This window comes from Streptomyces triticisoli (assembly GCF_003270085.1).
Lineage (GTDB): Bacteria > Actinomycetota > Actinomycetes > Streptomycetales > Streptomycetaceae > Streptomyces > Streptomyces triticisoli.
In genome coordinates this window covers 1-26,806 of the sequence record NZ_QFDQ01000142.1, presented here as the reverse complement: position 1 = coordinate 26,806, position 26,806 = coordinate 1, and the positions used below count along the sequence as shown (strand labels likewise).

At 70.6% G+C, this 26,806-nt stretch carries 34 protein-coding genes and 2 pseudogenes; 21 read left to right on the top strand and 15 right to left on the bottom strand.

What is annotated here, in order from left to right; genetic code table 11:
* Nucleotides 1-35: 35 nt before the first annotated feature.
* Together DEP02_RS19680 and DEP02_RS33565 are read right to left on the bottom strand one after the other, a co-directional pair.
* Nucleotides 36-488, bottom strand: a complete 453-nt coding sequence (locus tag DEP02_RS19680; protein ID WP_112468998.1) for a universal stress protein — start codon at nucleotides 486-488, stop codon at nucleotides 36-38.
* 11 nt (nucleotides 489-499) lie between these two features.
* Nucleotides 500-697 carry a hypothetical protein gene (locus DEP02_RS33565; RefSeq protein WP_157977489.1) on the bottom strand — a complete coding sequence of 66 codons (198 nt, stop codon included), beginning with the start codon at nucleotides 695-697 and terminating at the stop codon, nucleotides 500-502.
* A gap of 27 nt (nucleotides 698-724) precedes the next feature.
* Between DEP02_RS33565 and DEP02_RS19675 the strand changes: the two genes are divergently transcribed.
* Nucleotides 725-1,453, top strand: a complete 729-nt coding sequence (locus DEP02_RS19675) for a CBS domain-containing protein (protein WP_112468997.1) — start codon at nucleotides 725-727, stop codon at nucleotides 1,451-1,453.
* 56 nt (nucleotides 1,454-1,509) lie between these two features.
* Here the strand turns inward: DEP02_RS19675 and DEP02_RS19670 are convergent, their stop codons facing one another.
* Nucleotides 1,510-2,562, bottom strand: a complete 1,053-nt coding sequence (locus tag DEP02_RS19670; RefSeq protein WP_112468996.1) for a class I fructose-bisphosphate aldolase — start codon at nucleotides 2,560-2,562, stop codon at nucleotides 1,510-1,512.
* 198 nt (nucleotides 2,563-2,760) lie between these two features.
* Between DEP02_RS19670 and DEP02_RS19665 the strand changes: the two genes are divergently transcribed.
* Complete coding sequence (locus DEP02_RS19665) at nucleotides 2,761-3,648, top strand: universal stress protein (RefSeq protein WP_112468995.1); 888 nt, start codon at nucleotides 2,761-2,763, stop codon at nucleotides 3,646-3,648.
* Between the two features lie 52 nt (nucleotides 3,649-3,700).
* Here DEP02_RS19665 and DEP02_RS19660 read toward each other — a convergent pair whose 3' ends face one another.
* Nucleotides 3,701-4,726: a 6-phosphofructokinase gene (locus tag DEP02_RS19660; RefSeq protein ID WP_112468994.1), complete on the bottom strand. Its 1,026-nt coding sequence runs from the start codon at nucleotides 4,724-4,726 to the stop codon at nucleotides 3,701-3,703.
* A 1,003-nt stretch (nucleotides 4,727-5,729) separates the two neighbouring features.
* On the opposite strand from DEP02_RS19660, the gene DEP02_RS19650 reads away from it, so the two are divergent.
* A complete protein-coding gene (locus DEP02_RS19650) occupies nucleotides 5,730-6,008 on the top strand; it encodes an SHOCT domain-containing protein (RefSeq protein ID WP_438947782.1) in 279 nt (92 codons plus the stop codon).
* 85 nt (nucleotides 6,009-6,093) lie between these two features.
* Here DEP02_RS19650 and DEP02_RS19645 read toward each other — a convergent pair whose 3' ends face one another.
* Nucleotides 6,094-6,351, bottom strand: coding sequence for a DUF1876 domain-containing protein (locus tag DEP02_RS19645; protein ID WP_112468993.1), 258 nt, complete (start codon nucleotides 6,349-6,351; stop codon nucleotides 6,094-6,096).
* Between the two features lie 244 nt (nucleotides 6,352-6,595).
* Between DEP02_RS19645 and DEP02_RS34085 the strand changes: the two genes are divergently transcribed.
* Complete coding sequence (locus DEP02_RS34085) at nucleotides 6,596-6,748, top strand: hypothetical protein (protein WP_198668497.1); 153 nt, start codon at nucleotides 6,596-6,598, stop codon at nucleotides 6,746-6,748.
* Between the two features lie 84 nt (nucleotides 6,749-6,832).
* Here the strand turns inward: DEP02_RS34085 and DEP02_RS19640 are convergent, their stop codons facing one another.
* Complete coding sequence (locus tag DEP02_RS19640) at nucleotides 6,833-9,187, bottom strand: heavy metal translocating P-type ATPase (RefSeq protein WP_112468992.1); 2,355 nt, start codon at nucleotides 9,185-9,187, stop codon at nucleotides 6,833-6,835.
* Nucleotides 9,188-9,903: 716 nt separating this feature from the next.
* Between DEP02_RS19640 and DEP02_RS19635 the strand changes: the two genes are divergently transcribed.
* Together DEP02_RS19635 and DEP02_RS19630 are read left to right on the top strand one after the other, a co-directional pair.
* On the top strand, nucleotides 9,904-10,476 hold the full coding sequence (locus DEP02_RS19635; protein WP_232839194.1) for a tyrosine-type recombinase/integrase: 573 nt from the start codon (nucleotides 9,904-9,906) through the stop codon (nucleotides 10,474-10,476).
* A 235-nt stretch (nucleotides 10,477-10,711) separates the two neighbouring features.
* On the top strand, nucleotides 10,712-11,131 hold the full coding sequence (locus DEP02_RS19630; RefSeq protein WP_112468990.1) for a hypothetical protein: 420 nt from the start codon (nucleotides 10,712-10,714) through the stop codon (nucleotides 11,129-11,131).
* On the opposite strand, the gene DEP02_RS19625 is transcribed toward DEP02_RS19630, so the two are convergent.
* Nucleotides 11,121-11,924, bottom strand: a complete 804-nt coding sequence (locus tag DEP02_RS19625; protein ID WP_112468989.1) for a helix-turn-helix domain-containing protein — start codon at nucleotides 11,922-11,924, stop codon at nucleotides 11,121-11,123. The genes DEP02_RS19630 and DEP02_RS19625 overlap by 11 nt on opposite strands.
* A 47-nt stretch (nucleotides 11,925-11,971) precedes the next feature.
* Between DEP02_RS19625 and DEP02_RS19620 the strand changes: the two are divergent.
* Nucleotides 11,972-12,140, top strand: a pseudogene (locus tag DEP02_RS19620) (4a-hydroxytetrahydrobiopterin dehydratase); the annotation flags it as partial.
* 267 nt (nucleotides 12,141-12,407) lie between these two features.
* On the opposite strand, the gene DEP02_RS35895 reads toward DEP02_RS19620, so the two are convergent.
* Nucleotides 12,408-12,503, bottom strand: a complete 96-nt coding sequence (locus tag DEP02_RS35895; RefSeq protein ID WP_438947781.1) for a 50S ribosomal protein bL37 — start codon at nucleotides 12,501-12,503, stop codon at nucleotides 12,408-12,410.
* Nucleotides 12,504-12,571: 68 nt separating this feature from the next.
* Nucleotides 12,572-13,039 (bottom strand): transposase, encoded by a 468-nt coding sequence (locus DEP02_RS19615; RefSeq protein ID WP_438947783.1) that lies wholly within the window; start codon nucleotides 13,037-13,039, stop codon nucleotides 12,572-12,574.
* Between the two features lie 148 nt (nucleotides 13,040-13,187).
* On the opposite strand from DEP02_RS19615, the gene DEP02_RS19610 reads away from it, so the two are divergent.
* The 4 genes from DEP02_RS19610 to DEP02_RS19595 all read left to right on the top strand — a co-directional run bounded on the left by DEP02_RS19610 (nucleotide 13,188) and on the right by DEP02_RS19595 (nucleotide 15,949).
* Entirely contained in the window at nucleotides 13,188-13,631 is a 444-nt protein-coding gene (locus tag DEP02_RS19610) for a nuclear transport factor 2 family protein (protein ID WP_112469004.1), read from the top strand.
* An 862-nt stretch (nucleotides 13,632-14,493) separates the two neighbouring features.
* Nucleotides 14,494-14,913: an aspartate 1-decarboxylase gene (panD, locus tag DEP02_RS19605; protein ID WP_112468988.1), complete on the top strand. Its 420-nt coding sequence runs from the start codon at nucleotides 14,494-14,496 to the stop codon at nucleotides 14,911-14,913.
* A 27-nt stretch (nucleotides 14,914-14,940) separates the two neighbouring features.
* Nucleotides 14,941-15,285: a GNAT family N-acetyltransferase gene (locus DEP02_RS19600; protein ID WP_112468987.1), complete on the top strand. Its 345-nt coding sequence runs from the start codon at nucleotides 14,941-14,943 to the stop codon at nucleotides 15,283-15,285.
* Between the two features lie 7 nt (nucleotides 15,286-15,292).
* Complete coding sequence (locus DEP02_RS19595; RefSeq protein ID WP_112468986.1) at nucleotides 15,293-15,949, top strand: aspartate/glutamate racemase family protein; 657 nt, start codon at nucleotides 15,293-15,295, stop codon at nucleotides 15,947-15,949.
* A gap of 39 nt (nucleotides 15,950-15,988) precedes the next feature.
* On the opposite strand, the pseudogene DEP02_RS34890 reads toward DEP02_RS19595, so the two are convergent.
* Nucleotides 15,989-16,258 (bottom strand): annotated as a pseudogene (locus DEP02_RS34890) (MBL fold metallo-hydrolase); the annotation flags it as partial.
* Between the two features lie 264 nt (nucleotides 16,259-16,522).
* On the opposite strand from DEP02_RS34890, the gene DEP02_RS19585 reads away from it, so the two are divergent.
* The 4 genes from DEP02_RS19585 (at nucleotide 16,523) to DEP02_RS19570 (ending at nucleotide 20,568) form a co-directional block, all read left to right on the top strand.
* The gene (locus DEP02_RS19585) at nucleotides 16,523-17,602 is read left to right on the top strand and encodes a tyrosine-type recombinase/integrase (protein WP_112468985.1); all 1,080 of its coding nucleotides are present in this window, start codon (nucleotides 16,523-16,525) and stop codon (nucleotides 17,600-17,602) included.
* Nucleotides 17,599-17,928 carry a helix-turn-helix domain-containing protein gene (locus tag DEP02_RS19580; protein ID WP_112468984.1) on the top strand — a complete coding sequence of 110 codons (330 nt, stop codon included), beginning with the start codon at nucleotides 17,599-17,601 and terminating at the stop codon, nucleotides 17,926-17,928. Before DEP02_RS19585 ends, DEP02_RS19580 begins: the two co-directional genes overlap by 4 nt.
* On the top strand, nucleotides 17,925-19,544 hold the full coding sequence (locus DEP02_RS19575; RefSeq protein ID WP_112468983.1) for a site-specific integrase: 1,620 nt from the start codon (nucleotides 17,925-17,927) through the stop codon (nucleotides 19,542-19,544). Before DEP02_RS19580 ends, DEP02_RS19575 begins: the two co-directional genes overlap by 4 nt.
* A gap of 502 nt (nucleotides 19,545-20,046) precedes the next feature.
* Entirely contained in the window at nucleotides 20,047-20,568 is a 522-nt protein-coding gene (locus DEP02_RS19570) for a pyridoxamine 5'-phosphate oxidase family protein (RefSeq protein ID WP_081235495.1), read from the top strand.
* Here DEP02_RS19570 and DEP02_RS19565 read toward each other — a convergent pair.
* Entirely contained in the window at nucleotides 20,555-20,737 is a 183-nt protein-coding gene (locus DEP02_RS19565) for a hypothetical protein (protein ID WP_037700078.1), read from the bottom strand. The two genes, DEP02_RS19570 and DEP02_RS19565, sit on opposite strands and share 14 nt — an antisense overlap.
* A gap of 443 nt (nucleotides 20,738-21,180) precedes the next feature.
* Nucleotides 21,181-21,504 (bottom strand): hypothetical protein, encoded by a 324-nt coding sequence (locus DEP02_RS19560; protein ID WP_198668496.1) that lies wholly within the window; start codon nucleotides 21,502-21,504, stop codon nucleotides 21,181-21,183.
* On the opposite strand from DEP02_RS19560, the gene DEP02_RS19555 reads away from it, so the two are divergent.
* The gene (locus tag DEP02_RS19555; RefSeq protein WP_198668495.1) at nucleotides 21,503-22,024 is read left to right on the top strand and encodes a universal stress protein; all 522 of its coding nucleotides are present in this window, start codon (nucleotides 21,503-21,505) and stop codon (nucleotides 22,022-22,024) included. The genes DEP02_RS19560 and DEP02_RS19555 overlap by 2 nt on opposite strands.
* Before the next feature lie 110 nt (nucleotides 22,025-22,134).
* Here the strand turns inward: DEP02_RS19555 and DEP02_RS19550 are convergent, their stop codons facing one another.
* Nucleotides 22,135-22,479 (bottom strand): helix-turn-helix transcriptional regulator, encoded by a 345-nt coding sequence (locus DEP02_RS19550; RefSeq protein ID WP_112469002.1) that lies wholly within the window; start codon nucleotides 22,477-22,479, stop codon nucleotides 22,135-22,137.
* 159 nt (nucleotides 22,480-22,638) lie between these two features.
* Between DEP02_RS19550 and DEP02_RS34885 the strand changes: the two genes are divergently transcribed.
* From DEP02_RS34885 to DEP02_RS33560, 4 genes are all read left to right on the top strand, one after another.
* Nucleotides 22,639-23,256, top strand: a complete 618-nt coding sequence (locus DEP02_RS34885; protein WP_232839193.1) for a universal stress protein — start codon at nucleotides 22,639-22,641, stop codon at nucleotides 23,254-23,256.
* Nucleotides 23,256-23,381 (top strand): hypothetical protein, encoded by a 126-nt coding sequence (locus DEP02_RS35340; RefSeq protein WP_269809368.1) that lies wholly within the window; start codon nucleotides 23,256-23,258, stop codon nucleotides 23,379-23,381. Before DEP02_RS34885 ends, DEP02_RS35340 begins: the two co-directional genes overlap by 1 nt.
* A gap of 136 nt (nucleotides 23,382-23,517) precedes the next feature.
* Entirely contained in the window at nucleotides 23,518-24,576 is a 1,059-nt protein-coding gene (locus DEP02_RS19540; RefSeq protein WP_112468982.1) for a TerC family protein, read from the top strand.
* Nucleotides 24,573-24,956 carry a hypothetical protein gene (locus DEP02_RS33560; protein WP_157977488.1) on the top strand — a complete coding sequence of 128 codons (384 nt, stop codon included), beginning with the start codon at nucleotides 24,573-24,575 and terminating at the stop codon, nucleotides 24,954-24,956. The genes DEP02_RS19540 and DEP02_RS33560 overlap by 4 nt, the downstream gene beginning before the upstream one ends.
* Here the strand turns inward: DEP02_RS33560 and DEP02_RS35890 are convergent.
* On the bottom strand, nucleotides 24,925-25,074 hold the full coding sequence (locus DEP02_RS35890; protein WP_438947780.1) for a hypothetical protein: 150 nt from the start codon (nucleotides 25,072-25,074) through the stop codon (nucleotides 24,925-24,927). The two genes, DEP02_RS33560 and DEP02_RS35890, sit on opposite strands and share 32 nt — an antisense overlap.
* Before the next feature lie 25 nt (nucleotides 25,075-25,099).
* Nucleotides 25,100-25,414 carry an FAD-dependent oxidoreductase gene (locus DEP02_RS19530; protein WP_438947779.1) on the bottom strand — a complete coding sequence of 105 codons (315 nt, stop codon included), beginning with the start codon at nucleotides 25,412-25,414 and terminating at the stop codon, nucleotides 25,100-25,102.
* A gap of 235 nt (nucleotides 25,415-25,649) precedes the next feature.
* Between DEP02_RS19530 and DEP02_RS19525 the strand changes: the two genes are divergently transcribed.
* Complete coding sequence (locus DEP02_RS19525) at nucleotides 25,650-26,312, top strand: CBS domain-containing protein (RefSeq protein WP_112468980.1); 663 nt, start codon at nucleotides 25,650-25,652, stop codon at nucleotides 26,310-26,312.
* The last annotated feature ends 494 nt before the right edge of the window (nucleotides 26,313-26,806 follow it).

Here is a 26,806-nt window from a genome sequence, read left to right as displayed (position 1 = left end):
GGGAGCGGACCGGGACGGGAGCGGACCGGGGCGGGTCAGTGTGCCTGGTCGCGGGCCTGCCGGACCACGACGACCGGGCAGGCCGCGTGCATGGCGCAGCGCTGGCTGACCGAGCCCAGCATCGCCCGGGCGAAGCCGCCACGGCCACGACTGCCGACGACGAGGACTTCCGCCCCCTGCGAGACACGGATCAGCACCTCCGACGGATCGCCCTCGACGAGGTGCTCCCGCAGGCCGGCCGGAGGCCCGTCCGCGAAAACGGCTCGCAGTTCCTCCGCGAAGCGCTCCCGGGCCTGCTCCAGATCGAACTCGGGGTCGATCGCCGGCCCGGTCCAGCCGATGTCCGACGGCGTGTCCCAGGCGTGAATCGCCTCGACGACACCGCCCACCATCTGCGCGTACCGTACCGCCCAGCGCAGCGCGGCGTACGACGACGGCGAACCGTCCACACCCACGACCACCCGCGGTTGCGGTTCAGAGGGTTGCATGGCCACCTCACTCAAGCATCGCTGTTCCCACGTCCACGCTGCCGGTGGTACTCCTCCTCGGCGCAGAAGTCCACCACGTGCCGGGCCGGGTCGTCTTGCGCCTTGACGGACCCGGCCCGCATGGGGACGGATTTGGGGCCGATCGGCCCCAGGGACGCCCCCGGACAGCCCATGGGCTCCCGGCCCGCGCCGCTGGATGCTCGACTCATCCGAAGGTGATGGAGGAGGGAACGGGCATGAAGCACAACAAGATCGGTTCGGTGATGACCGACGACGTCGTCCGGGCCGAGTACGGCACTCCGTTCAAGGAGGTCGTGCGCATGCTCGCCGACCACCGGATCAGCGGCCTTCCGGTGGTGGACGAGGACGAGCATGTCATCGGTGTGATCTCGGAGACGGACCTGGTGGCGCACCAGGCACAGGCGACGTCCCGGAGTGAGCCGGGCCGTGGCTTCCGCACCCTGCTGACGACGACCGCTCGGCGCCGGGCAGCGAAGGCGACGGCGCGCACGGCCGGCCGGCTGATGACCGAACCGCCCGTCACCGTGCACGCCGACGACACCATCGTGGAAGCCGCCCGGACCATGGCCGAACGCCAGGTGGAGCGGCTGCCGGTGATCGACGAGGAGGACCGGCTCGTCGGCATCGTCACCCGGCGCGACCTGCTGCGGGTCTTCCTGCGGCCCGACGCGGAGATCCGCGAGGAGGTCGTCCGCGAGGTACTGGTGAACACCTTGTGGCTGGCACCCCACAGCGTCACCGTCTCGGTGACCGAGGGCGTCGTCACGCTGGAAGGCCGTATGGAACGCAAGAGCGACACCGGGATCGCCGTGTCGATGACCCGGCAGATCGACGGCGTGGTCGACGTCGTCGACAAGCTCACCCACCGGCTCGACGACTCACGGATCCGGCTCGACAACGGCGCCGCGCGGGGCGTGGCCGACAACTGGCTGCGCGGACTGTGAGGACTCTGAGCGGGGCGGGAGGCGGTGACCCCGGGGCGGGCCGGGGCCCGGCCCGCTCAGGCCACGGTGACGCTGTCGTCGAGGTAGACGTCCTGAACGGCGTGCAGGAGTTCGATGCCCTCGTCGGTGGGCCGCTGAAAGGCCTTGCGGCCGGTGATGAGTCCCGTGCCGCCGGCCCGCTTGTTGATCACCGCTGTCCGTACGGCCTGCGCGAGGTCTCCCTGGCCGGCCGACGCGCCGCCGCTGTTGATGAGCCCGACCCGGCCCATGTAGCAGTTGGCGACCTGCCAGCGGGTGAGGTCGATCGGGTGATCGGTGGTGAGCCCGTCGTACAGGAGCCGGTCGGTTTTGCCGAAGCCCAGAGCGGGGTAGCCGCCGTTGTTCTCCGGCTGCTTCTGCTTGACGATGTCGGCCTCGATGGTCACGCCGAGGTGGTTGGCCTGCCCGGTGAGGTCGGCCGACACCGAGTAGTCGACCCCGTCCTTCTTGAACGCGGAGTTGCGCAGGTAGCACCACAGTACGGTGAACATGCCCAGTTCATGAGCGCGCGCGAAGACCTCGGAGGCTTCCTGCAACTGGCGGTCCGACTGCTCCGAGCCGAAGTAGACCGTCGCGCCGACCCCGGCCGCGCCCAGGTCGAAGCACTGCTCGACCGTGCCGAACATGATCTGGTCGTAGTGGTTCGGGTAGGTCAGCAGCTCGTTGTGGTTGAGCTTGACGATGAAGGGGATCCTGTGCGCGTACCGCCGCGACACGGCCCCGAGCACACCGAGCGTGCTGGCGACGGCGTTGCAGCCGCCCTCGACGGCGAGCTCGACGATGTTCCGGGGATCGAGGTAGCGGGGGTTCGCCGCGAACGCCGACGCCGCGGAGTGCTCGACGCCCTGGTCGACCGGCAGGATCGACACGTATCCCGTGCCGGCCAGACGGCCGTGGTCGAAGAGGGACTGCAGGTTGCGCAGCACTCGGGGCGAGCGGTCGGTAGCGGCCACGGTCCGGTCGACGAAGTCGTGACCCGGCAGCACCAGGTCCTCCTTGGGGATCCCCTGGGCGGTGTGGGCCAGCAGATCCTTGGCCTCGTCGCCCAGCAGGTCCTGGATGTCGGTCATCGGCTCGCCTCTCCAGGTGGTCCGGAATGCCGAGCAGTCCGGAATGCCGAAGGGTGAGACCCGGGTTCCCGCGACCGCCGGGCTCATGCGAGTCCGCCGGGCAGCCGGTTCGCTCGGCCGCTGCGGGGCCGCGGCGTTCCCTGTCGTGGAACAGTGGAAGAGAGAGGCACGGGGGGCACGGGGGCGAAGGAGGACACGATGACTCACCCTGTGCTGGCGGGTGTCGACGGGTCCGGACACAGTCTGGCGGCAGCCGGCTGGGCGGCGCGGGAGGCCGCGTCGCGCGGTGTTCCGCTACGTCTGCTGCACGCTGCTCCACCGCTTCCGGGCACGTCCGTACCGGCCCCGGCCGTGGACAGGCTGCACCACATGGGTGCGCGGATGCTCCAGCGGGTGGTCGCCGACCTCGGTGACCGCTGCCCGGATGTCGAGGTGCGGGGCGAGCAGTCCGACGACGCCCCGGCCGTGGCCCTTCTCGCCGCGGCCCGCGACGCCGGGCTCCTCGTCGTCGGCACCCGGGGGACGGGCGGTTTCGACGGTCTGGCGGTCGGACGGGTGGCCCTGCGGGTGGCGGCGGCAGCCCCCTGCCCTGTCGTGCTGGTTCCCGAACGGCCCGGCGCCTTCGGCGAAGGGACGCACACGGCACGCGAAGACGGCCAGGTCGTGGTGGGGTTCGACGCGCACCACCCGGTGGGTGAGGTGGCGGATTTCGCGTTCTCGGCCGCCGAGGCACGCGGAGCACGGCTGCGGGCGGTCCAGGCATGGGCACTTCCCGCCGAGGCCGTCTCTCCGCGGACCCTGGTGGTGACCGAGGAGGACCGCGCCACCTGGGAGGACCAGGAGGTCCTGCGGCTCTCCGACGCGCTGCGCCCCTGGCGCGAGAAGTACCCGCGGGTGGAGGTCCGCACCGACGTCATGCTGCTCCATCCGGCGGAAGCGCTCCTGAACACGTCCCGGGGTGCGGCTCTGCTCGTCGTCGGCCGCCGCACCGACCCGCGGGCTTCCGAGGGCCGGCTGGGCCCTGTCACGCACGCCGTACTGCACCACGCCCGCTGCCCGGTGGCGGTCGTACCGCACGCCGGGTGACAGTACGCCGGGTGACAGCGAGCGCCGGGTCCGGTCGGGCCGGTCGGGCCGGTCAGCCGAAGAACACCTCGAACTCGTCGTACAGCGACGGATCGACCAGCTTGGTCTTCCCTGTGGTCTCGGCCAGGGGGAGGCGGACGATCCGGGTGCCCTGCAGGGCGACCATGACGCCGAAGTCACCGTCCTTGACCGCGTCGATGGCGTGCAGCCCGAAGCGGGTGGCGAGCCAGCGGTCGAAGGCGCTCGGGGTGCCGCCGCGCTGGATGTGGCCCAGGACCGTGGTGCGGGCCTCCTTGCCGGTGCGTCCCGAGATCTCCTGGGCCAGCCATTCGCCGATGCCGGACAGTCGTACGTGCCCGAACTCGTCCAGCGACCGGTCCTTGAGGATCATCTGTCCCTCTTTGGGGACGGCGCCTTCGGCGACAACGACGATCGGCGCGTAGTTGATCTTGAATCGGCTCTTCACCTGCTCGCAGACCTGATCGATGTCGAACGGCCGCTCCGGGATGAGGATCACGTTGGCGCCGCCCGCGACGCCGGCGTGCAGCGCGATCCACCCGGAGTGCCGCCCCATCACCTCCACCACCAGGGTGCGCATGTGCGACTCGGCGGTGGTGTGGAGACGGTCGATGGCCTCGGTGGCGATGCCCACGGCGGTGTCGAAGCCGAAGGTGTAGTCGGTGCCGGAGACGTCGTTGTCGATGGTCTTCGGTACGCCGACCAGAGGGATCCCGTGCCCGTTCAGCTCGGTGGCCACCCCGAGCGTGTCCTCGCCGCCGATCACGACGAGCGCGTCGACGTCGTGCGCGGCGAGGGTGTCCCGCACACGTTGCAGTCCGTCCTCGTGTTTGAACGGGTGGGTACGGGAAGAGCCGAGGATGGTCCCGCCGCGGGGGAGGATCCCCCGCACGGCGGGGATGTCCAGAGGGACGACAGCGTCCTGGAGCAGACCGAGCCAGCCGTCCCGCACCCCGACGAAGTCGAAGGCGTGTTCCTGGACGCCTTTGCGGACGACGCTGCGGATCACAGCGTTCAGGCCGGGGCAGTCACCGCCGCCGGTCAGCACTCCGACCTTCATGTGCTTCCTCCCGTTCCGTTGGCCGGTCCGTCTGCTTGCGGCCTTCTCGGCGATCGAAAACGGCTGTCGGGGTACACCGGCCGCTTCCCTCCAGCCTCCCTCCGTTCGATCCGCAGTGGCCACTCGACGGCCATTCGACGGCCACTCGACGGGCATGAGGATCCAAGCGGTTCGCCCGCCGTGCCGTCCGGACATCGAAATCACCGGGTCCCGACGGTCCCCGGTCCGACGCGCAGGGCCGCCCTCGTGCGGCAGGCCCGCGGCGGAACCCGGCCGACTCGCCCTCACCGAACAGCAGCTGCGGCTGCATGAGGGGGTGTGGAGGGGTGTGGGCGTACCGCCGCGCCCCGCGGATCCGGAACCCGCCACCTGGGCGAGAGGGGTCCCGCCGGAGAAGGCCGAAGCGCTCCATCCGCGACGTGCTTCGCCGGAGGGCCGCGAAGCACAACGCCGGGACCGCCCGGCACGGTACGCGACGGGGGCCCGGCATGACGGGACGGGAAGGACCATCCGCTTCTCGCGGATCCTGATTGCGCGGTGCGCGGTGCTAGCCGTTGCTCCGCGTCCTCCTCAGTCCTTCCCGTCATCCACAGCACATCACATGGACCACTGCCCCACCAGGGCCGAACGGCCCTCATGCGGCCCTGGTGGGGAGTGAGACGGTGACAGGGAGTTCTCCTGCCGTGCGAGGTGGCAGCCGGGCGGAAGGCAGTGGGAAGGGTGGAGCTTCCCCTGGTCGTGGGCGTCGACGGATCCGATGCGAGCCCGACGGCGGTCGACCGGGCGACCGGGCGGTGGACGGGGCCGCCCGGCACGGTCTGCCGCCGCGGCTGGGGTACGCCTCCCGGTGGGAGCGCTACGAAGGTCCTGCGCCCACGGGCGGTGCGGAGCGCCCCGCGGGGCGGACAAGGACCGAGCATCCCGCGCGGTGTCCGGTGGCGATCGGGTCGGCGCGGGTGGGACGGCCGCGGATGCGACAGCAGAGCACGCCAGGAAATGGGTGATGACGATGTTTTGGTTTCCGCACGGCGGGCCCGGCTGGGGCTGGTTCGCCATGAGCCTGGGGACGCTGCTGTTCTGGGCGCTGCTGATCGCTGTCGGCGTGCTCCTCTTCCGCGCACTGAACCGCGGCTCCGGGCAACCGCCCGCGCACGGCGGCCCCGGACGCCCCACTCCCGAACAACTGCTGGCCGAACGCTTCGCCCGCGGGGAGATCGAGGAGGACGAGTACCGGCGCCGGCTGGACATCCTCCGGAAGGGTTCCGACTGGGCCGGGCGCTGAACCTCCGACCGTGGACACGGGTCGCGCCACCGGCATTCGTGCCGGTGGCGCGACCATGGGACGGGGCTGTCGACCCCGCGTCGTCTCACGCCCGAACGGGGCCGGCCATGTCGACGATGTCGTCGGCGGCCACGTCGTGCAGCCGGATGGCGAGGTCCTCCAGGGCCCGGCTCGCGGCCAGTTCGTCGCCGATCTCCGGTACCGGCCGGTCGATCGGGTTGCGCCGGGCCACGCCCCGGCCCGTGACCGCCGAAGTGTCGCGGGTGGTGAGCACGGCGCGTGCGTGTGTCTCGTCGCCGTCCTCGGTGATGTAGATCTGCACGGTCCAGTGCTTGGCTTCCATCGTGATCACTCCCGTACGAAGGTGTCCCGCTGCTTCCCACGGTGCGCGCGATCCGTGCGCGTCACCAGAGCCGAACGTCCCTGCCGGGCACCCCGGAAGCCTCTGACACGGTCGCAGTCCCCCGGATGATCGCCGCACACGGCCTTTGACGGTGCCCGCGAAGTGTGTGAGCTACGGCATTGCCGTGCGGGACACAAGCCGTCACGATGAGGAAATTCCGGACACCGATGGAAAGCAGTTCCTCATGGGCGATCATGTACACGTACGGCTCAGTCAGCAGCTGAGCGTGTCCGAAGAAGGAAAACTGGTCGAGCACTCCCGCTGCGGCTGCGGGGCCACCTGGACCAGGACGTACGAGGTCGCCGACGGGGAACAGGAACGCCCGACCTGGCAGTGACGCGGCGACGGAGGGTCCGGGCACATCCCTTCCTCCCACGGGGCTCCCGCCACGGGGCTCCTGCTATGGGCCTCCTACCACGCGTCACGGAGCGAGTGAGAAGTAGCTCTCCTCCTCCTGTGTGAAGTGCAGCCGCAGGACGGTGTGCAGGCCGTACAGGCAGGCGCGCAGGTCCTCGAGCTGCTCGGGAGCCAGTGCGCCCTGCGCGTCGGCGAGCGACAGGTGTGTGGCCACCCGCCGGGCGAGCCGTTCGATCTCCGCGTGGGCGCGGCTCATGGTCGCGGTCGCCTCGGGGCCGCCGAGAGTGGATTCGAGGGCCGGGTAGAGCTCGTGCTCCTCGGCGTACTCGTGCGGCAGCAGTTGTTCGGTGAGCAGCCGGTGGACCTCGCGGACCGACTCCAGGGCCTGCGCGCCGTCGCCGGGAGCCGAGAGCCGGGCCGCGGCGCCGCGTACGGCCTGCAGTACGTCCTGCAGGTCTTCGTGCTCGGCCGCGAAGCGATGGATCAGGGCCTCGGCGGCGGGGTCGAGGGCCGGCCGGGCCGCCTGGTCCACGCGCAGGGCGCGCAGCGCGTTGAGGATGACCGCCACGTCGATCCCCTCCTGCAGCAGGGCGCCGGCGGCGGGCGGCAGCAGTCCCACCGCGGCCACACCCATGGCCGCCAGGGACAGCAGCATGCCGCCGAGCGCACTTTGCACGGCGATGCGGCGCGCCCGCACGGCGATCGCCGTGGCGTCGGCCAGCCGGTCCACCCGGTCGGTGGTGAGGACGACGTCGGCGGCCTCGGAGGAGGCGGTGGAACCCCGCGCCCCCATCGCCACCCCGACGTCCGCGGCGGCGAGCGCGGGCGCGTCGTTCACGCCGTCGCCGACCATCACGGTGACCGCGTGCTCGCGTTCCGCGCGGACGGCGGCCACCTTGTCGGCGGGAGTGAGTTCGGCGCGTACGTCGTCGAGTCCGAGCACGGCGGCGATCTCGCGGGCGGGCTCGGGCCGGTCGCCGGTGAGCATCACGATCCGCCCGATGCCCGCCGTACGCAGCCGGCGCAGTGTCCGGGGCGCGTCGTGGCGCAGCGGATCGCGCAGCAGGACCGCGCCGACGGGGACGCCGTCGACGGTGGGCCAGGCGAGGGCGGCGCCGTCCAGCAGCGCCCGGTTCTCCGTCTCCCGGCCCCACTCCGGGACCGGTGTACCGGGGCTCAGCCGGCCGACGGCCGTCCTGCGGCCCTCGACGACGCCGTACGCCCCCCGGCCGGCCTCCTCCGCCACGTCCGTGGCCACCAAGGGTTCCAGCCCGCGCTCGCGCGCCGCGTCGACGATGGCATGGGCCAGGACGTGCGGCGAGTACTGGTCGACCGTGGCCGCCAGCCGCAGCACCTCGGCGGGCTTCCATCCGGGGGCCGCGGTCACGTCGAGGACGCGCGGGCGGCCGCCGGTGAGGGTGCCGGTCTTGTCCAGCAGCAGCGTCCGGGCCCGCCCGAGGCGTTCCAGCGCGCCCCCGTCACGGACCACCACGCCCAGCCGGGACGCCCGGGACAGCCCGGAGACGATCGCCACCGGGGCGGCGAGCAGCAGCGGGCAGGGCGTGGCGACCACCAGCACCGCCACCGCCCGCAGCGCGGACCCGCTGAGCAGCCAGGCCAGTCCCGCGACCGCCACCGACAGGGGCAGGAACCAGGCGGCGTAGCGGTCGGCCAGGCGGACCACCGGCGCCGACTCCGCGCCCGCCTGCCGGGCCAGCCGGACGATCTCGGCGTAGGTGCTGTCCTGCTCGGTCGCGGTCGCCCGCAGGTCGAAGGCACCGCCCGCGTTGACGACACCGCTGCGCACGGTCTGGCCGCGCACCCGTTCCACGGGCGCGGACTCCCCGGTGAGCACCGACTCGTCGAGCACGGCGGTGGCGTCCACCACCTGGCCGTCGACCGGGACGACCTCGCCGGCGCCGACGACGAGCAGGTCACCGACCGCGACTTCGGCGAGGGGCACGGAGCGGATCTCCGCGCCGGTGCGTCGGCGGGCGGTGCGGGGCGCGTGTTCGAGCAGTGCGCGCAGGTCGTGGGAGGCCCGCCGCTGGGCGGCGGCCTCCAGCGTGCGGCCGGTGGCCAGCATCAGGCCGATCAGAGCCCCGGCGAGGAACTCGCCGACCGCCAGGGTGCCGCCGAGCGCCAGGACCGCGATCAGGTCCACGCCGGCCCGCCCGTGGCGCAGCTCGGTCAGCACCCAGCCGACCGCGGGACCGATGGCGGCGATCGTGCCGAGCGCCCAGCACAGATCGGCCGCTGCGACGTCACCGAGCAGCCAGAGGATGCCCCCTGCCGTCAGGGCCGAGGCGGTGATGGCCAGCAGGGCGGGTTCGAGCCTGGAGGCCGCCGTCGGCGCCGCGGCCGGGCGGGGTACCGGCTCTTCCGGGGTGAAGCGATCCGAACGCTCGACGCGGTGCATGACAGTCCTCGGGGATGAGCCGACGCGCGCACCTGCGTCGCGCGGCGCGGCGGCGGGGCACCGCCGGTACCTGCGTCGGGCAGCAACCTGGGCCGGCAGCGAGTCCGGTGACGCACCCGCTGGGGCGGCCGGGCCCCGGGCCGGCCGCGCGAAGCTCCCTCCGCCTTCCCCCCAAGTGTTCGGCGACGGAGGCACCGCGGCCAGGGGCCGGACGGCCCGCACAAGGGGCCCCGGTCGGCCCCTGTGCGGGAGCCGGTCCCACGGATCGATCACAACTGGACACGTCCCCCGGCCTGGTGCGGCCCTGATCGTCCGCTCCGCATGACGCTGCTCGGCTGTTGCCGGGACGGGCGAGCACCTCGCTGTGGCGACGGTCACGAACGTCCTCGCAGCCTGTTGCGTAGGCTGGCGCCGCCCGTTCGTGGTGGGACAGCGCAGGGACCGGCAACGGCTCCGAGCCCCCCACAGCGGATTAAAACAGCCCTTGACCTGCAAGAACGCAGGCAGGGAGCCTGGTCTCGGGAGTAGTTCGATGCTGCGCACCATGTTCAAGTCCAAGATCTAGCGGTTGGGTGTTTCCGCAGGTCAGAGCCCTGATCGCCGCGTCCGGGTCAGCAAATGGTCAGCATCAGGCCGGACAGTGCCCGGCCTGCCGGCCCGCACCCGTGGCAGGGGTCTACCGCGCCGCCCGGCGCGCTGCTCGGAAGACTCGATGCGTGGCTCGACAGCTCGCCCGTGGCATGGGGTCCTTCTTCAAGAAGTGCGGTTGTTCCAGGCCGACTCGCTGCCCGCACCCGTACACGATTCGGTTCAGGGACGCTCTCGGCAAGCAGCGAGAAGAGACCGGCTTCAGCACGCAGGACGACGCGATCGAGCGCCTCACACAGATCTACGCGGAGAAAAAGAGGACGGCGCCGTCCGTTGCCGAGGCCCGCCGGGAACTCGGTCAGCAGACGGTCGCGGAATACGCGAAGCAGCGGCGGCCCCGGCAGCGCAGGGTGACGGAGTACTCCACGGGCCGGCACGTCGACAGCTCCATCAACGACCACATCATCCCCCGTCTCGGATCACGGAAGCTGAACTCGATCACGCCGATCGTGGTCGAGCGCTTCTTGGGCGAGTTGGAGGCGGACGGGGTCGGTCGCGGAAACCAGGTGAACACCTTCCGCACCCTCAGGGCCATCCTGCGGGACGCCTGGGGCAAGGTGAGCTTGCTCCGCTTTGACAGACACCCTTGGTGTGGTGGTCAGGCCGCGAGGATGGTTTCGTACTCGGCGGGACTGCGGTAGCCGAGGCTGCTGTGCAGCCTTCGTATGTTGTGCCAGCTCTCGATCCACTCGAAGATCGCAGTGCGGACAGCGGACCGGTTCGGCATCCATGGCCTGACCTGCTTCATTACCTCAGTGGTAATCGACCCTTCGTGCGGAACCGGGCAAGGTGGGAGCCACCGTGGCCCGGGCGGCGCACTCCGCCCGGACACTCCGCCCTGACCAGCGTTTTCAACCTCGACGGAGGCTGATCGGTATGTCCGCCACCACCCTGCTCGGCGCGCTCTCCCGCACCGACCGCCCGCAGACCATGCTGCGCCGCTTCCTCGCCCTCGACGCCGTCGTCACCGGTGCCAACGGACTGGTCTACCTGATCGACTCGAAGCCGGTCGGCAACCTGCTCGGCATCGGATCCGGTCTGCTGTTCGAACTCGGCGTCTTCCTGGTGCTGTACGCCGCGGGGGTCGGCTTCCTCGCCACGCGGAAGCAGCCGCCGGCCCTCGCCGTAAAGGCGGTCATCGACGCCAATGTGCTGTGGGCCGTGCTCAGCATCGTCGCGATGGTCGCCTGGTTCTCGCCGACGACCGCGGGTGCCGTCTGGATCCCCGTGCAGGCCATGACCGTCGCCGGTTTCGGTGTGCTCCAGTTCCTCTCGCTGCGTGCCACTACGGCTTGAGGGATTGCAGGTACTCGACTGTCGCCGAGTCGGCCGGGAGGAACGTCTCGATGGCCAGCTCGGCGACTGTCACGTCCATCGGAGTGTTGAAGGTTGAGATGGACGAGATGAAGGACAGGGTCCGGCCGTTGTGCTCGAGCTGGAGCGGGAGTGCGAAGTACGGAGTGGATTCCTTTGGGTGGCTGCTGTGGTTCCCGGTCTCCGGCAGCGGATAAGCGGCCACCTCGTCGTACAGCGCGCGCAGCGCCTCGGACCTGGCCAGTGCGATCTGACGCTCCATCTGGGCCAGCAGATGTCCGCGCCATTCCCGCAGATTGCGGATGTGCGGCGCCATTCCCTGCGGGTGCAGTGTGAGCCGCATGGCGTTCAGCGGCGGGGCAAGCAGATGCTCCGCCACCCCGTCCAGCATCATCATGATTCCTCGGTTGGCGGCGACGACGTTGTACGTCCCGTCGACGACCAGCGCCGGGTACGGTTCGTAGCCCTGCAGCAGCAGCTCGATGCCCCTGCGCAGTGAGCTGAGCGCCGGATCGTGCAGCGGGGTCTCGGCGTAACGCGGGGCGTAACCGGCCGCCAGCAGCAGGACGTTGCGCTCCCGGACCGGGACATCGAGATGTTCGGCCAACCGCAGGATCATCTCCTCGCTCGGACGGGACCGGCCCGTCTCGATGAAGCTGATGTGCCGGGCGGAGGAGTCGGCACGCAGCGCCAGCTCCAGCTGGCTGAGCCTCCGCTGCTCCCGCCAGCCACGGAGCAGCGGACCTATTGAATTGCCCAGAACGGCAGTTGACATGCCCTGACGGTACCCTCACCGCACGGAAGGCCCGAGGAAGTCCCGCCATGCCCGTAGGGACGCTGTCGCGGAAGGACATCGAGGAACCGGTTGCGCGAGCTGCCCGGACGGTCCCTGGAAGGGGACCGTATCGCCCGTGAGTACCGGCTCGGCACGCACTTCGCGGCAACTGTGATGGTCGCGCAGATCCAGGAAGAGCTGGACCATCACGCGGACCACGGTCTGATACACGTGGACGAGACCCGCTTCACCGGCCACGGTCAGGGCCGATCATGCCCGCACACGGCCGAGGACGTACGCAGGTGAAGGTTCACCTCCCGACTCTCGGTGCACGGGGAGGTGGCCGAGAGGCTGGCTGTGCAACTCAGTGCACCGCCCGACCCGAAGGCGCCGCGGTCCGATCCGGAGTACCGATTGGTGGCCCTTTGGAAACGGGGCTGATGTCCTGCCCGCCCGGGCACGTCCGGCGGAAAGGGCGTTAGGTCAGGCGTTGGGGCGCTTGCCGTGGTTCGCGCGCTTCTTCTTCCGGCCGCGCCGCTTGTTGCCTCTCCGCGCTCGGACACGGAAACTTCTCCCCATTGTTCGAATTGTTCATGACCTGGTCGGTCTAGTGTCCGGTCCTGCGGACCGCGAGAACGTTCATCAGGTCACGTGGAGTGGTGTATCGACGGCCACTCGGTGATCTCGTCTTGAGGCTGTGCGGTGAGTTCGGTGGGCAGGACGGTGTCGCCGGTTTCTGACTCGATCGGGTGGAGGCGGGCCTCGGCGAGCGGGTCGAGTCCCATGTAGCGGCGGCCCTCGGTCCACTCGTCGTTCTGCTCGGCCAGGACCGCGCCGACCAGGCGGATCACGGCGGTGCGGTCGGGGAAGATGCCGACCACGTCGGTGCGGCTGGGGGCACCTCCCGCGGCGTAGCCGTAGGGGAGGATCTCCTTGTTCAGCCTCTCCTGCGGGTTGTTCGACCAGATCTGCCGCCAGATCTCCCGCGGGAAGGCGGTGAAGGCCGGCAGGTCATGCTGGGCGGCGTCCAGGTGGGCTTTCGAAGAGCGTGCTCTTCGCCATGCTCCGCGACGGCACCTTCTACGAACCACGCACCTCCGAAGCAGCCGTCGCATGACCGACTCGGGCTTGGCGACGGACGTAGAAGCCCCCACCCGGCCATTACCTCTGACGTAATCGACCATGCTCCCCTGCTGCGGCAGCGTGGTGCACGTCAACGAGATCCCCGACGAGGGTTCCGGCACCCAGGCCCGAGGAGCAACCATGCCCATCAAGTCCGCCGACGCCACCGCGAGTTCCGTCACCGGCACCACCCGCCACGTCGTCCAGGAGTTCCTCGCCGCCCGGATGGCCGGGGACGTCGAGCGGCTCGTCGCACTCTTCGCGGACGACGTCGACTGGCTACTCGCCGAGAACCCCGCCGTCCCGTGGATCCGGCCGCGCTCCACCGGAGCCGAATGCGCCGCCCAGTTCACGGAGCTGGCCGAGCACACGGTGGCCGAGGATGCGCGGGCCTCCGTCGACACGTTCCTCGTCGACGGCACCGACGCCGTCCTGATGGGGCACCTCTCGGGGACCGTGCGCGCGACGGGGAAGTCCTTCGAGGGCCCCTTCGCGCTGCGCCTCACCGTCGAGGAGGGCCGGATCACCCGGCATCACCTCTACGAGAACAGCGTATCGATCGCCGAGGCGTGCACCCCTTCCTGAGTCCCGTCCTGAGTCCCGCCCCCCGAGTTGCGACCTGGCTGGTGCCGGGGCAGGCCCTCGCGGAGATGGTCCGCTCACCGAGCGGGTGGCGTAGCGCGGCCTTGGGAAAGACCCACACCCGAGCCCCCTTCGCCTGGCCCGCCACCGCACCAGTGTGCTGTCGCGATGCTCCGCGACAGCACCTTCTGCGACCCCAAAACGCCGCGCGCCGCTTGACGAAAGACATAGAGGCCCCCGCCCAACCCCGGCACCCCTGGGCGTCCCACCCTGCGAATGGGAGGACCAACCCGGAAAAGAACGTAGAGCCCTCTGAGCGTAGCGAGACGTCCCATAGCCGTGACCGACGGCTGTCGGGCTCAGCGGAGGTGCACCGCGACGTGGAGCCAGATCGAATCCCGGAGTGGCTCCCGTTCTCGGAGGGTGTCGGTGTCGATCCGGACGGCAAGGCCCTCTTGAGGGCGCGAAACTCGTCCTGCGATCTGGGTGAAAGCCGCGTACAGATGGGGCGCTCGAGGCGGTTCTCGACGCCCGCCTCAACGACGACGCAGGACCGACAATCGGGGGCGGTCATGTACCTTGCGCGCTGCGTGCTGAGATACCCCTCACGTACCTGATGCCCCGCCAGGTGAGTCGGCATCTGATCAGCGTCAGTCCCCGAACATTCCGAGACAGCTATCCGAACAGGCGCCTGGTCGGCGGCGTCACGACAGCTTGGTTCGCGCAGAAGCGCAGGCAGGGAGCCTTCTCGCCTGAGTGAACCGATGTTCCTCACAATCTTCGAGTCCAACGCGTGCCGTTGTACAGTGAAGAACGCCCTTGACCTGCAGCAAGTAGGCAGGGAGCCGTCTTTCAGGAGTTCAAGATGCTGCGCACTTTGATCAAGTCCAAGATTCACCGTGCCACCGTCACCCAGGCCGACCTGCACTACGTGGGATCGGTGACCATCGACGCGGATCTGCTCGACGCGGCCGATCTGCTGCCCGGTGAGCTCGTCCACATCGTCGACGTCACCAACGGGGCGCGGCTGGAGACGTACGTCATCGAGGGCGAGCGCGGGTCCGGGGTGATCGGTATCAACGGGGCCGCCGCGCACCTCGTCCACCCCGGTGACCTGGTGATCATCATCAGCTATGCCCAGGTGACCGACGCCGAGGCGCGGGCGCTTCGGCCGCGCGTCGTGCACGTGGACGCGGAGAACCGTATCGTGGCGCTCGGTGCCGATCCCTCCGCACCGGTGCCGGGGTCCGACCAGGAGCGGAGCCCGCAGGCCGTGCCGGCCTGAGCGGTCCGACCGACCGGGAGCGTGCTGATGAGCGACGTCGAGATCCGCGACGACCGGACGGAGGGCCGTCTCGAGGCGGTCGGCGGCGGTGAGGTGGTGGGCCGGGTCGAGTACTTCTTCCTCGACCGGCCCCGGCCCGCGCTGGTTCCCGTCCACACGGTCGTGGAGCCGGAGCACGAGGGACAGGGCATCGCGGGTTCGCTGGCCCGCGAGCTGTACGCCACCGCACGGCGCGAGGGCGTCGCCGTGACCCCGCTGTGCCCGTACGTCGTCAAGTGGGCCGAACGCCACCGCGACGAGGCCCCTGCGGCCGACGCCGAACTGCTGGGAGCCGCGCGGGAGTGGCTCGCCGCGCATCCCGGACGGTTCTGAGGACGCGGTGCTCGCCCTGCTGCACACCTCGCCGGTGCACGTCCCGGTCTTCGACGCGCTGCGCGACGAGGCCCATCCCGGCCTGGAGCTACGGCACTTCGTCGACGAGGAACTGCTCGGCCGGGCCCGCCGGGAAGGGCCGGCGGCGGTGGCGGACGGGGTGCGGGCGGTACTGCGCGGGGCCGTCGCCCAGGGCGCCCGGGCCGTCCTGTGCACCTGCTCCACCATCGGCGGCATCGCGGAGGCGGAGGCAGAAGCGGCGGGGCTCTCGGTGCCGGTGCTGCGGGTGGACCGTCCGACGGCGGCCGCCGCGGTCGTCGCCGGGCCGCGGGTGGTCGTCCTGGCGGCGCTGCGCAGCACCCTCGCGCCGACCACCGCGCTCGTCGGCGAGGAGGCCCGCCGCGCCCGGCGCTCCGTCACCGTCCGTTCCGTGTTCGTCGGCGCCGCCTGGCCGCGTTTCGAGGCCGGCGACGTCGAGGGGTATGCGCGGGAGGTGGCGGCCGCGGCGGACCGGGTCACGGACGCCGACGTGATCGTCCTGGCCCAGGTTTCCATGGCCCCGGCCCGCCGCCTGACCACGACCCCGGTCCCGGTTCTGTCCAGCCCGGCTTTGGGTCTCGCGGCAGCGGCACAGGCCGTACGGGCCGTGACGCCGGCGAGGTGAGCCCACCCGGGTCCTCGCCCTGGCGCCGTCGGGTGACTGGCGGCGCAGTGGGTATTCGGCCTCGGCGCGGTGTCCGTAGCCGATCCAGGCGCCGGTGCGGTCGGCCATTTCCAGGTGGCCGGCGCGGCAGCCGGCGTGGAAGTGGGTATTGAGGACGGCCTCGATGGTGAAGCCGTGGGCGTCGGCGTCGGCGAGGTATTCGGAGACGTCGCGGCGGGGGCCGACGACGACGGCCCTGCCGGTGGTCTCGTCGGTGATCATGTACGAGGCCTGGGAGAGGCAGTCGAGGTAGTACTGGGCGAAGAGCATGGTCGGGTGACCCCATGTCGGGCAGCAAAAGGTGGCTGCTGCAAGAGGGGCCGGTCGGTCAGAGGCGGCCGGTGAGCATGCCGTGCCAGTACTGTGCGACATCCCGTGAGTTCCCCTGAGCTCTGCTGACTCCCTGGGCCCGTGGCCGGGGGGTTCTTCCTCCTTCGTGTGCTCTGGTGGCCTGTGACGTAACTTCGGGATTTCTGAAGCGTTCTCATCTCGTCCGACCGATCTGTAGTCGGACCGAAGGCGAGGAGGCTCGGGTTGGCGGCGCTGGCAGTCGTACGGGACCTGCGTGAGCACTGGGCGCCCGCGTCGGCGGAGGAACTGGAGCGGTTCGAGACCGACGTGCTGTCAGGGTTCGTTCTCGCGCGGGCCTCGGCAGGGCTGGCGGACGGCACCATTCGCGGGGACGTCGGTCACCTGGATCAGATCAGGTCCTGGTTCGGCCGACCGTTGTGGGACATGGAGCCCGCCGACGCGGATGCGTACTTCGGGAAGGTACTGCGGCACTCGCCCAGCGGCACCCGGCTGGGCCGGTCACAGGCGCTGAGTACGTACTTCATGTTCCTGGAGCTGCGGCACAAGGTCGAGATCCACCGGATGACCGGCCGGGTGGTCGAGTGCCCGATCGACGAGATGAACCGGCCGCGCGGGGCCAAGGATGCACAGTTGCGGATCCCGCCGAGCGAGCCGGAGGTCGGGGCGCTGTTCACGGGCTGGGGTGGCGAGCTGGCGACCTGCAGGAAGTTCGCCCCGACCGCCCGGAACTACACCGCCTCGAAGCTGATGTCCCAGGTCGGCCTGCGAGTGAGCGAGGCATGCGGCCTCGACCTGGACGACATCAAGTGGGACCTGGGCCGCTTCGGCAAGCTCCACGTCCGCCACGGCAAGGGCGCCCGCGGCTCGGGGCCGCGTGAGCGGATGGTGCCGCTGATCAACGGTGCCGACCGGACGCTGCGGTGGTTCATCGAGGACGTGTGGGGTCAGTTCGACGACGATCACACACGGCCCGGTGCCCCGCTGTTCCCGAGTGAGCGGAAGAACACCGACGGTTCCGCACGCCGGGTCGGCGACGACGCCCTGCGCAACGGTCTCGACAACGCCGTCGAGGCTCATCTGCCGGGCTGGACAGACAGGTTGACGCCGCACGTCCTGCGGCATTTCTGCGCGTCCCAGCTCTATGGGAATGGGCTGGACTTGCTCGCGATCCAGGAGGTTTTGGGACATTCCTGGATTGCCGCCACGATGCGGTATATCCACGTGCAGCAGACCCGGGTCGAGGACGCCTGGGTCGCCGGGATGGAACGGGCCGCGAAGCGGCTGGAAGGGCTGGCCCGATGAGGTGGAACCTGCGGCTGACCGCCGCGAACAAGGGTATCTGGAAGGCGTCCGAGCTCCAGCGGAGCCTGGCCGAGCACGGCTTGGTGATCTCGGCCGGAAAGATGTCCGGGCTGTGGTCCGGCCAGCCGGTCTCCCTCAAGCTGGACGACCTGGACGTCATCTGCGTCGTGCTGGGCTGCGAGATCGGCGACCTGTTGATCCCGGAACCGCAGAAGGTTACCCGCCCCGGCGAGGAGAACATCAGCCGGACCGCTGTCGGTGCCGCCGCACCGGTTCCGGCGGTGGTGCCCAAGCGTCGCGACGGCCGGTCGCTGCCGCCTGCATGAGCCGGTATCCGAAGGCCTACTACAAGGCCACCGACTCCTGCGACGGCTGCCTGGCCTGGGGCGACTTCAGCGGACGGCTCTGTCCGACCTGCTACATGTTCGGCCGCAGCCACGCGACGGCCGTCTGCACCGGCTGCCGCCGTGTCCAGCCGCTGAAGTGGGATTTCTGTCGTCTGTGCTGGTGCCAGGCCCGGTTGGGGGCCCAGGCCGCTGTCGACCAGCTGGCCGCGGAGGCCGATGTGAGGGCGCGCCTCAACGCGGTCCGGCACCATCAACTGTTCTTCATGGGCATGCACCACCGCAACGGATCGGCACCCGCCCCTCGGCGGCGCGGCGGACGGCGGGGCGCCCCTCGCAAGCCGCCGCCCGCGCCGGCCTGGCGGCCGAATGCCGACTGGAGACAGCTGCCGCTGTTCGGACAGGTCCCGCGCGACTACGGCCGCCTCGACCCCTCCGGCGTCGACTTGACCAGCCCCTGGCTGACCTGGGCGAAGTACCTCGCTCACCGGTTCGCCGAGGCACGGGGCTGGGGACGCAACATCCGCTTCGCCGTCAACCGCGGCCTGGCCCTTGTCCTCACCGGGTACGTCGAGGGCGACGCCATCCGGCACAGCGAGATCTTCACCCCGCTCCGGTCCCGCGACCTCCCGGTCGGCCACGTCGTCACGGTCCTGGAGGAGATGGGGATCTTCGAGGACGACAGCGAACCCTCCTTCGAGGGCTGGCTCGCCGAGCGTCTGCAGGGTCTCGCACCCGGCATCCGCTCGGAGGCCGAGCGCTGGACCCGCGTCCTGCGTGACGGTGGCCCCCGCAGCCTCCCGCGGCGGGAAGGCACGGTCTGGCTCTACCTCAACCGTGTCCGGCCGGCCCTGCTGGAATGGTCGGACCGCTATGACCACCTGCGGGAAGTGACCCGCGACGACGTCCGGACCTACATTAAGACACTGCACGGCCACCACCGGCGTGACCAACTCGTGGCCCTGCGCTCGCTGTTCTCCTGGGCCAAGCGGAATGGGCTGCTTTTCCGCAACCCGACCAGCCGGATCAAGGTCGGCCAGTACGAGTACGGCGTGCTCCAGCCGCTGGTCCCCGCCCAGGTCGGCCGGTCCGTCGCGGCGGCCACCACCCCGGCAACACGACTCATCCTCGCCCTCGCCGCGGTGCACGCCGCCCGGGTCGCCCAGATCGGCATGCTCATGCTCGACGACGTCGACCTCGGCAACCGACGGCTGACCATCGCCGGACGCGTCCGCCCGCTCGACGACCTCACCCTGAAACTGCTGCTGGACTGGCTGGAGCACCGGCGAAACCGGTGGCCGAGCACCGCGAACCTCCATCTGCTGATCAACAACCAGACCGCCACCAAGACCAGCCGCGCCAGCAACCACTGGATCAGCTCCTCGATGCGCAGCCAGGACGCGACGCTGGAGCGGCTCCGCGTCGACCGGCAGCTCGAAGAGGCCCTGACCCACGGGCCCGATCCGCTTCACCTCGCCGAGGTGTTCGGGCTCGACGAGAAGACCGCGATGCGCTACGCGGACTCCGCACGGGCACTACTGGAACAGGCAGCCGAGCACTCGGCATCGCCCTCAGGAAAAGAACTTGGCCCGGATTGACGCGACTTGGAGTCGGCGTCAGCAGATCCTTGGGAGAGGCGCAGGCACTCATCCCAGGCTTCAAGAAAGCTCTCGTAGGTGTTGAGGCGTTCTTGGCGCATCCAGTGACCGTGCTCGACGGCACCTTGGTCCTGTACTTGCCGCCGGACGGCTTCGGCGTTCTTTTCCGCGCCGAACTTAGCTGCCCGCGCCCCAACAACCGCTCCCAAGCCGGTTGCCACTAACCCGATCACTGCGATGGCGAGAGGAACCACGAAATCCGTCACGGCGGCACATCATGGCTGCTCAATCAGTTCAAGGGAACACCGCGTCGTGCGGCCTGACAGCAGGACCAACGGCATCACAGCTCGTCAATCAACCGCGAATACATGAACATGTCCCGGCGTTCGTCCCCCACCTGTTGCCATCCACGCAGCACCGAGCGCAACCCGCGCGGAGCAACCTCAAGGCTGCTTCATCAATGACGACAGAGGGTGTCGGGTTTACGGCCGACGATGGACGTATGCGCGAAACCCCAGAAGAACTCAACAAGCTCCAGTCCCTCCTCGACTCCTCCCTCTCCGGCTCGACCGCACACCTCCGCTCGATCGTCGAGGGCCGCACCATCACGGCGGCGCAGCTCACCGGGGTCCTCACCGGCATGTGCACGCTCGCCCTCTCCACGGTGACCGCAAAGGGCGAACCGCGGATCAGCGGCGCCGACGGGCACTTCCTGCACGGCCGGTGGCACTTCGGCACGGCGCGCAACGCCGCCAAGGCCCGTCATCTCGCGGCCCGTCCGGCCGCCAGCGTCGCGCACATGCGCGGCGAGGACCTCGGCGTGTTCACCCACGGCACGGTGGAGGAGCTGAACCCCGAGGACGCCGAGACCACGGCCGACTGGCAGGAACTCCTCGCCTACTTGAAGGACTTCTACGGCGACGACGACGCCTTCGACTGGAACCGCGAGGTCGTCTACTACCGGCTGAACCCGCACTGGATGACCGTCTACGCCCCCGACCTCGACAAGCTCACCGGCACGTGACGCCGGGCCCGTCGACGAGGGCCTGCACCTGCGCGTACGTGGGTGCGGGGCCGGTCGACGGCGCGCCGTCGCGTACCGCCAGCGCCGTGGCGACGGCCTCGCCCAGCGCCCGCCGGTACAGCAGCGACCCGAGGCTGCCCCGCCCCCAAGCTCTCAACTCCTTCCCCAAGCTCTCAACTCCGCTTCGCTGCGTTCGAGCAGGGGGCCGCTCGGCGTCTTGCCGGTCCAGGGGACCAGGAACGGCAAGGTCGCGAGTTGGCCCCGAACCCACGGAAGCAACTCCGCAGAGCACGACGACGGACCCTTGAGTTCCCACCGAGAACCCTTCAGTTTGCGTGAACTTACGGGACTCACCGGCCTTGGGGAACATCGGTACAGCGGTTATCGCTGAGATTGATCATGGGCCGAGTTGGGGTGGCCTCCGGGGAACCGCGGTACGGCCGTTAACGCTCGGTGCCTGATCTTGGTGCGTTCTGCGCGTGGCTGCCGGTCGGGTGTTCCTCGCCGTCCTCGTCCTCGCTGCCGTCGGGCCAGCGGCCGAACGGTCCGGTGCGGCCAGGGCCTTCGGCGCCGAGTACACCGGGGCCCTTCATACGGTGCGTGGCATCGGGGTCACGTGTCCTCCCCTTCCTGTCGGGCCTGAGCCAGCAGCGCGGCCACGACATCGTCTGTCCCGTCCTCGGTCTGTTCGACGAGCGTGGCCGTCGCTTCGTCGGTGGCGCCGCCGAGGACCTGCCGGGTGAGGCGCTCCATTAGCTCGGGGTCGGTGCCGCTGCCGGGGCCGGTGAGGTCCACCCTCGTGGGCCGGCGCGGGGCGACGATTTCCGGCCCGGCCGGTGCCTCGCTCTCCTCCGCTTCGGCGAGCGCGCGGTAGACGGACGCCATTGAGGGGTGCTGGCCCGCGTTCTTCCCGCTCCTGGAAGGAGCGACGGTCATGAACTCCCTGCGTGCACCCCTCTCTCCGGCCACAGACGGTGCTGCGGCGCCCGGCCGCTTTCGTCTGCGGTTCCCGGTGGCCGCGGTGCTGGCCGACCGCCTCGATGACACCGCTGTCGCGGATGTCGCGGTCCGGCTTGCCGCCGCCCGCGGTGCGCCGCTGCTGCTGATCGCCGTGATGCCCCCGCTGCTGCCACGGCTGGCGCCTCGCCCGGACGGGGCGGCGGCCCGCGCCGTGCTGGGGCGGGCGTTGCCGCGCGTGGCCCGCGCCCAGATCGCCTACCAGCTGGCCGTCTACCACCGTCCCGCCGACCGCAACGGGCGCCTGTGTGAGGCGAAGGGCCTGCTGGACGTGGCTGTCGCCCATGGGTGCTCGCTGCTGGTGGTCTCGCGCAGCGGGCCGGCGGGGCTGGATGCGTGCACGGTGATGCAGGCGGCTGCCATCCGTGGCGGCCCGTTCGTCCACGCGGCTTCACCGGTGCCCTGGGCGCCTCCGGCCGCGCCCTGCCCTCCGGCTTGACGCACACCTCCGGGTAAAGGGATCGACCCCGGAACCGCCCCACGGGGAGAGGGCGGCCGGGGCCGAGGTCACGCACCCTGGCGCCGCGGCCGCCTGCCGGGCAGGCGGCTTTACGAGGCGGCGCGCTCGGCGCCGGTGTCGGCGGCGGGGGTGTCCTCACGGTGCAGGAAGGTGGCCAGCAGGTCGCCGACGGGGTGGTCGGCCTCGGTCGGGTGGCGCAGGGCCACGGTGGGGTCGATGGTGTAGCGGTTGCGGCGCCCCACCCGGGTGCGGGTGAGGTATCCGGCCGCTTCGAGGTCGGCGACGATCAGCTGCACGGCGCGTTCGGTGATGCCGATCAGGTCGGCGACGTCACGCCCGCGTGCTTCTGGGTCTTGGGCGAGGGCGATCAGGACGCGGGCGTGGTTGGTGAGGAACGTCCACTGATCGCCGCGCGCGGCAGAGGGCTGAGTCATGACGTCCATCATACGAAGCCTGCTTCGTATGACCAAGAGCCTTTCGCGAAACAATATTGCCGAAAAAGTTTTCGCGTAACTCTTGACGGGGATCAGAGTGGCGGGTGACGCTGAACACACCCCCACCACTGACTTCGACCCCGCAGAAAGGGGGTCACGATGTCCGCCCCGACCCTGACCCGCCCCGCCGCCTCCGGCACGCCCGTGCTGCCCGTCTCGCTGCCGCATCCGGTCACCGCGCTGGTGACCAACCGGCCCGAGGGCATCGCCGTCGTGGACGCCGCCGTCCGCCTGGCCGCCCCCCGTAAGGTCCCGGTGTTGCTGATCGCCGTGCTGCCCGCCGAGCGGCGGGCCCCGGCCCCGTACCGCGCGGACGTCGACACCGCCCGAATGTTCCTGGCCCGGGTGCTGCCCCGGCTGCGCAGCGCCGGTATCGGCTACATCCCCGTCGCCCACCGCGTCCCGGCCGAAGGGGGCGTGCAGCCCAGGTTGCGGGCCGCGGGCGAGGTGCTGGCCCTGGCCGCCCGCCACTACTCCCCGCTCGTGGTCGCCTCCAGCCGGGGCCCGGCCGGGCTGGACGCACACAGCCTGATCGAAGCCTCCGCCGTACGCGACGGCCCCTTCGTCTACGCCGTCGCCCCCGCCCGGTTCACGGTGCCCGTCGCCGGGGCTGGCCTGGGACCGGCCGACCTGTCCCCGGCTGGGGTGCGCAACGTGTGGGCGCTTGCCCAGCGGCGCCTGCCCACCACCGCCCCGCCGGTGGTCAAGAAGGCGTGATGGACGGGCTGACCGCACTCGCGCCGTGGTGGCTGCTGGCGCTGGTGGACCTGACCGTCGGCGGGGTGTGCATCGCCCTCGCGATGCGCCCACGCCGCCGCACCACCGCCCGGCGACCGGCATGACCGGGGAGGTGAGCGCCTATGTGAAGCCCGACCGGCGGCCCGGGCCCGGCTCTCCCTCCGTATGTCCGCCGGGGCCCGGCACCCGCCCTCTCCTCTTTCCTTCCGTGTCCTCTCCGTCCCAGGAAGCCGATCAACCATGAATGAACTGTCGTTCGCCGTCCCGCTGTGGGTATGGGCCGCGGTCACCGTCGGCATCGGCGTGATGCTCGCCGTCGACCTGATCGCCCACCGCGACAACCACGTGATCGGCTTCCGCGAGGCCGCATGGTGGAGCGGCCTGTGGATCGCCACCGGCCTGGGCTTCGGCCTGATCCTGTGGGCGTGGCAGGGCGGCGAGGCGTCCTCCACGTACTACGCGGGCTATCTGATCGAAAAGGCCCTGTCGATCGACAACGTCTTCGTGTTTGCGCTGGTCTTCTCGTTCTTCGCCGTTCCGGACGCCTACCAGCACAAGGTGCTGTTCTGGGGTGTGATCGGGGCGTTGGCGGCCCGGCTGGTGTTCATCTTCATCGGCGCCGAGCTGCTGCAGGTGTTCTTCTGGACCGCCTACCTCTTCGGTGCGTTCCTGATCTGGACCGGCTGGAAGATGGCCGTCTCCAAGGACGAGGAGGTCCACCCCGACCGCAACCCCGTCGTCCGCCTGGTGAAGAAGCTCATCCCCACTGATCCGCGCTTCCACGGCGACAAGTTCTTCATCCGCGTCAGCGGCAAACGGATCGCGACGCTGCTGTTCGTCGTCCTCGTCGCCATCGAGGCCACCGACCTCATCTTCGCCGTCGACTCCGTCGCCGCCGTCCTGGCGATCACCACCAACACCTTCATCGTCTGGACCGCCAACGCCTTCGCCGTCCTCGGTCTCAGGAGCCTGTACTTCTGCCTGGCCGGACTGCTGCGCCGCTTCACGTACCTGCACTACGGGCTCGCGGTCCTGCTCGCCTTCGCCGGCGTCAAGCTCATCCTGTCCGAGACCCCCGTCGGCAAGCTGCCCATCCCCCTCACCCTGGGCGTCATCGTCGTGACCATCACCGTCTCCATCGCCTGGTCGCTGATCGCCACCCGCGGCCAGCAGTCCTCCGCTGCCCAAGGCGACCCGGCCGAGACGGCCATGGGTGACGCCCACCGCACCGCAGACCACGCGTCCGTCACCGGCCAGTCCACAGCCCCGCAGGGCACGCACGAGAAGGAATCGCCATGACCACCACCCCGACACCCCGGCCGACTGCCGCCACCCCGGCCCCGCCGGAGGTACACCTCTACCGCTTCCCCGGCCAGGCCGGCGCAGGTGTCCTGGCGCTGTTCACCGGCTCACGCGCCGACCAGGCCGTGGCCGCCCGCGCCGCCGACCTCGCCCGGAGCGGGCACCCCGTCACCGCCGCGGCCGTCGTCCGCTCCACCGGCTTCAGCATCAACACTCTGCTCGCCTCGCCCGGCACCGGCGCCTGGTCCATCAGGCCGACGCCGTCCTCGCCGCCCACACCGACGCCCTCACCGCGGCCGGCCACTACCAAAGTGCCGTCGTGGTGCTGCCCGCCCGCACCAACCCCTACCACCGCCTGCCCGACCGCATCCCCTTGATCAGGTCCCAGGTGCGTGGGGCGTACTCCGGCGGGTAGTTACTGCTCACCCGGTCGTGTCCCACCGCTTCGGCGAGCGCGGGCACGGCGTCCCAGTCCAACTGCAGTCCGGGGGCCATCACCAGGTACTCGTAGGTGAGCTCGTCACCGCCGGAGAGCGTGACGGTGCGGGCGTCCGGGTCGACAGCGATGGCGTGCCGGCGTGGTCCAGCGCACTCCGCCGGAGATGACGGACGCCTCGGCACGCCGGGTGCTGCGCAGGGATGCCTGACCGCCGCCGGCCAGGGTCCACAGGGGCTGGTACCAGTGCGTGTCGGACGGTTCGACGAGGGTGATGTCCGTGGCGCCGGCGCGACGCAGGCGGGCGGCGACGCTGATCCCGGCGCTGCCGCCACCGATCACGGCGACGCGGTGCCGGCCGGTGATCGGCCGGCTGGGGTGTGGGGAACTGGCGGCCATGGGTACCTCCTAAAACACCCCGGGGGTATTCGGCTGTATAAGGCGAGAAGTCCGACTTCGCCGGACCGGGCCGGCTGCCCGAGCCGGGAAGCGGGGCAAGTGCCGCTGTGCACCGGGAGCGGCCGGGATCGGGGACCATCGGCCCTGGCGGCGACTGGGAGGCGGAGGGGCACAGTGGAAGAGAGGCCTTCAAGCCGCCCACTGCGTGACCGGCACGCAGGAAGGAGCTGAGACGATGACCCGTCACAGCACAGTCGGTGAAGTGATGACGTGTGATGTCGTCACCGTCCGCCCGGACACCCCGTTCAAGGAGATCACAGCCCTGCTGTCCACCCACGACATCAGCGCTGTGCCCGTAGCCGACGAGCGCGGAGCGCCGATGGGGCTGGTGTCCGAAGCGGACCTGCTCCGCAGGCAGGCCGAACAGCCGGACCAGTACGGTGGGCAGCCGACACCTCCGGGCTGGCCCCACGAGAAGGCCAAGGCACGCGCGGAGAACGCGGCCGGGCTGATGACCACCCCCGTGGTCACCGCTCACCCCGACTGGCCGGTCGCCCAGGCGGCCCGCACGATGGACCACCACCGAGTCAGGCGGCTGCTGGTCGTGGACGAGGCGGACCGCATTGTCGGCATCGTCAGCCGCGCGGACCTGCTCCGGATCTTCCTGCGTCCCGACGAGGAGATCCGCGAGGAGATCCGCGACGACGTGCTGAAAGGGATACTGCGGTTGAGCGGCACGGAGGTGCAGGTGCAGGTTCACGACGGTGTCGTCACCCTGCGCGGCGAGGTCGAGAACCGCAGCACCGCCCAGATCGCCGAACGGCTCGCCAAGGGCGTGGACGGCGTCGTCACGGTCCGGCCGATGATCGACTACGCCGTCGACGACGTGGCCGCTTAGGACGGCCGCTCCAGGCCATCGCGCCGGTCCTCGGCGAAGGGCCGTGTCGTCGCCCGAGCTGGTACCGGCACATCACCCGGGTCACACGGGGAACGCCGCCTCGCGCGTGAAGAAGGCCAGTTGGGCTCTCTTCCCCGGCAGGCCCATTTCGGGCGACGCCGACGTGATCGTCCTGGCCCGGGTTTCCATGGCCCCGGCCCACCGCCTCACCACGACGCCGGGTCCCGGTTCTGTCCAGCCCGGCTCCGGGCTGGACGGGCCGTGACGCCGGCGAGGTGAGCCCACCGGGCCCTCGCCCTGGCACCGTCGGGTGACTGGCGGCGCAGGCGGCGGGTAGGCGGGGGAGTAGTCCAGAGCCGATGTCGACCGACTGGCCGGAGGACGTCATGACCGATCCGCACCCCGACCCCACTCCGCCCTCGCCGACGCCGGGTCCCGGGCCGGGACCCACACCGGGCCCCGACCCCCAGCATCCACAGCCGTACCCGAACCCC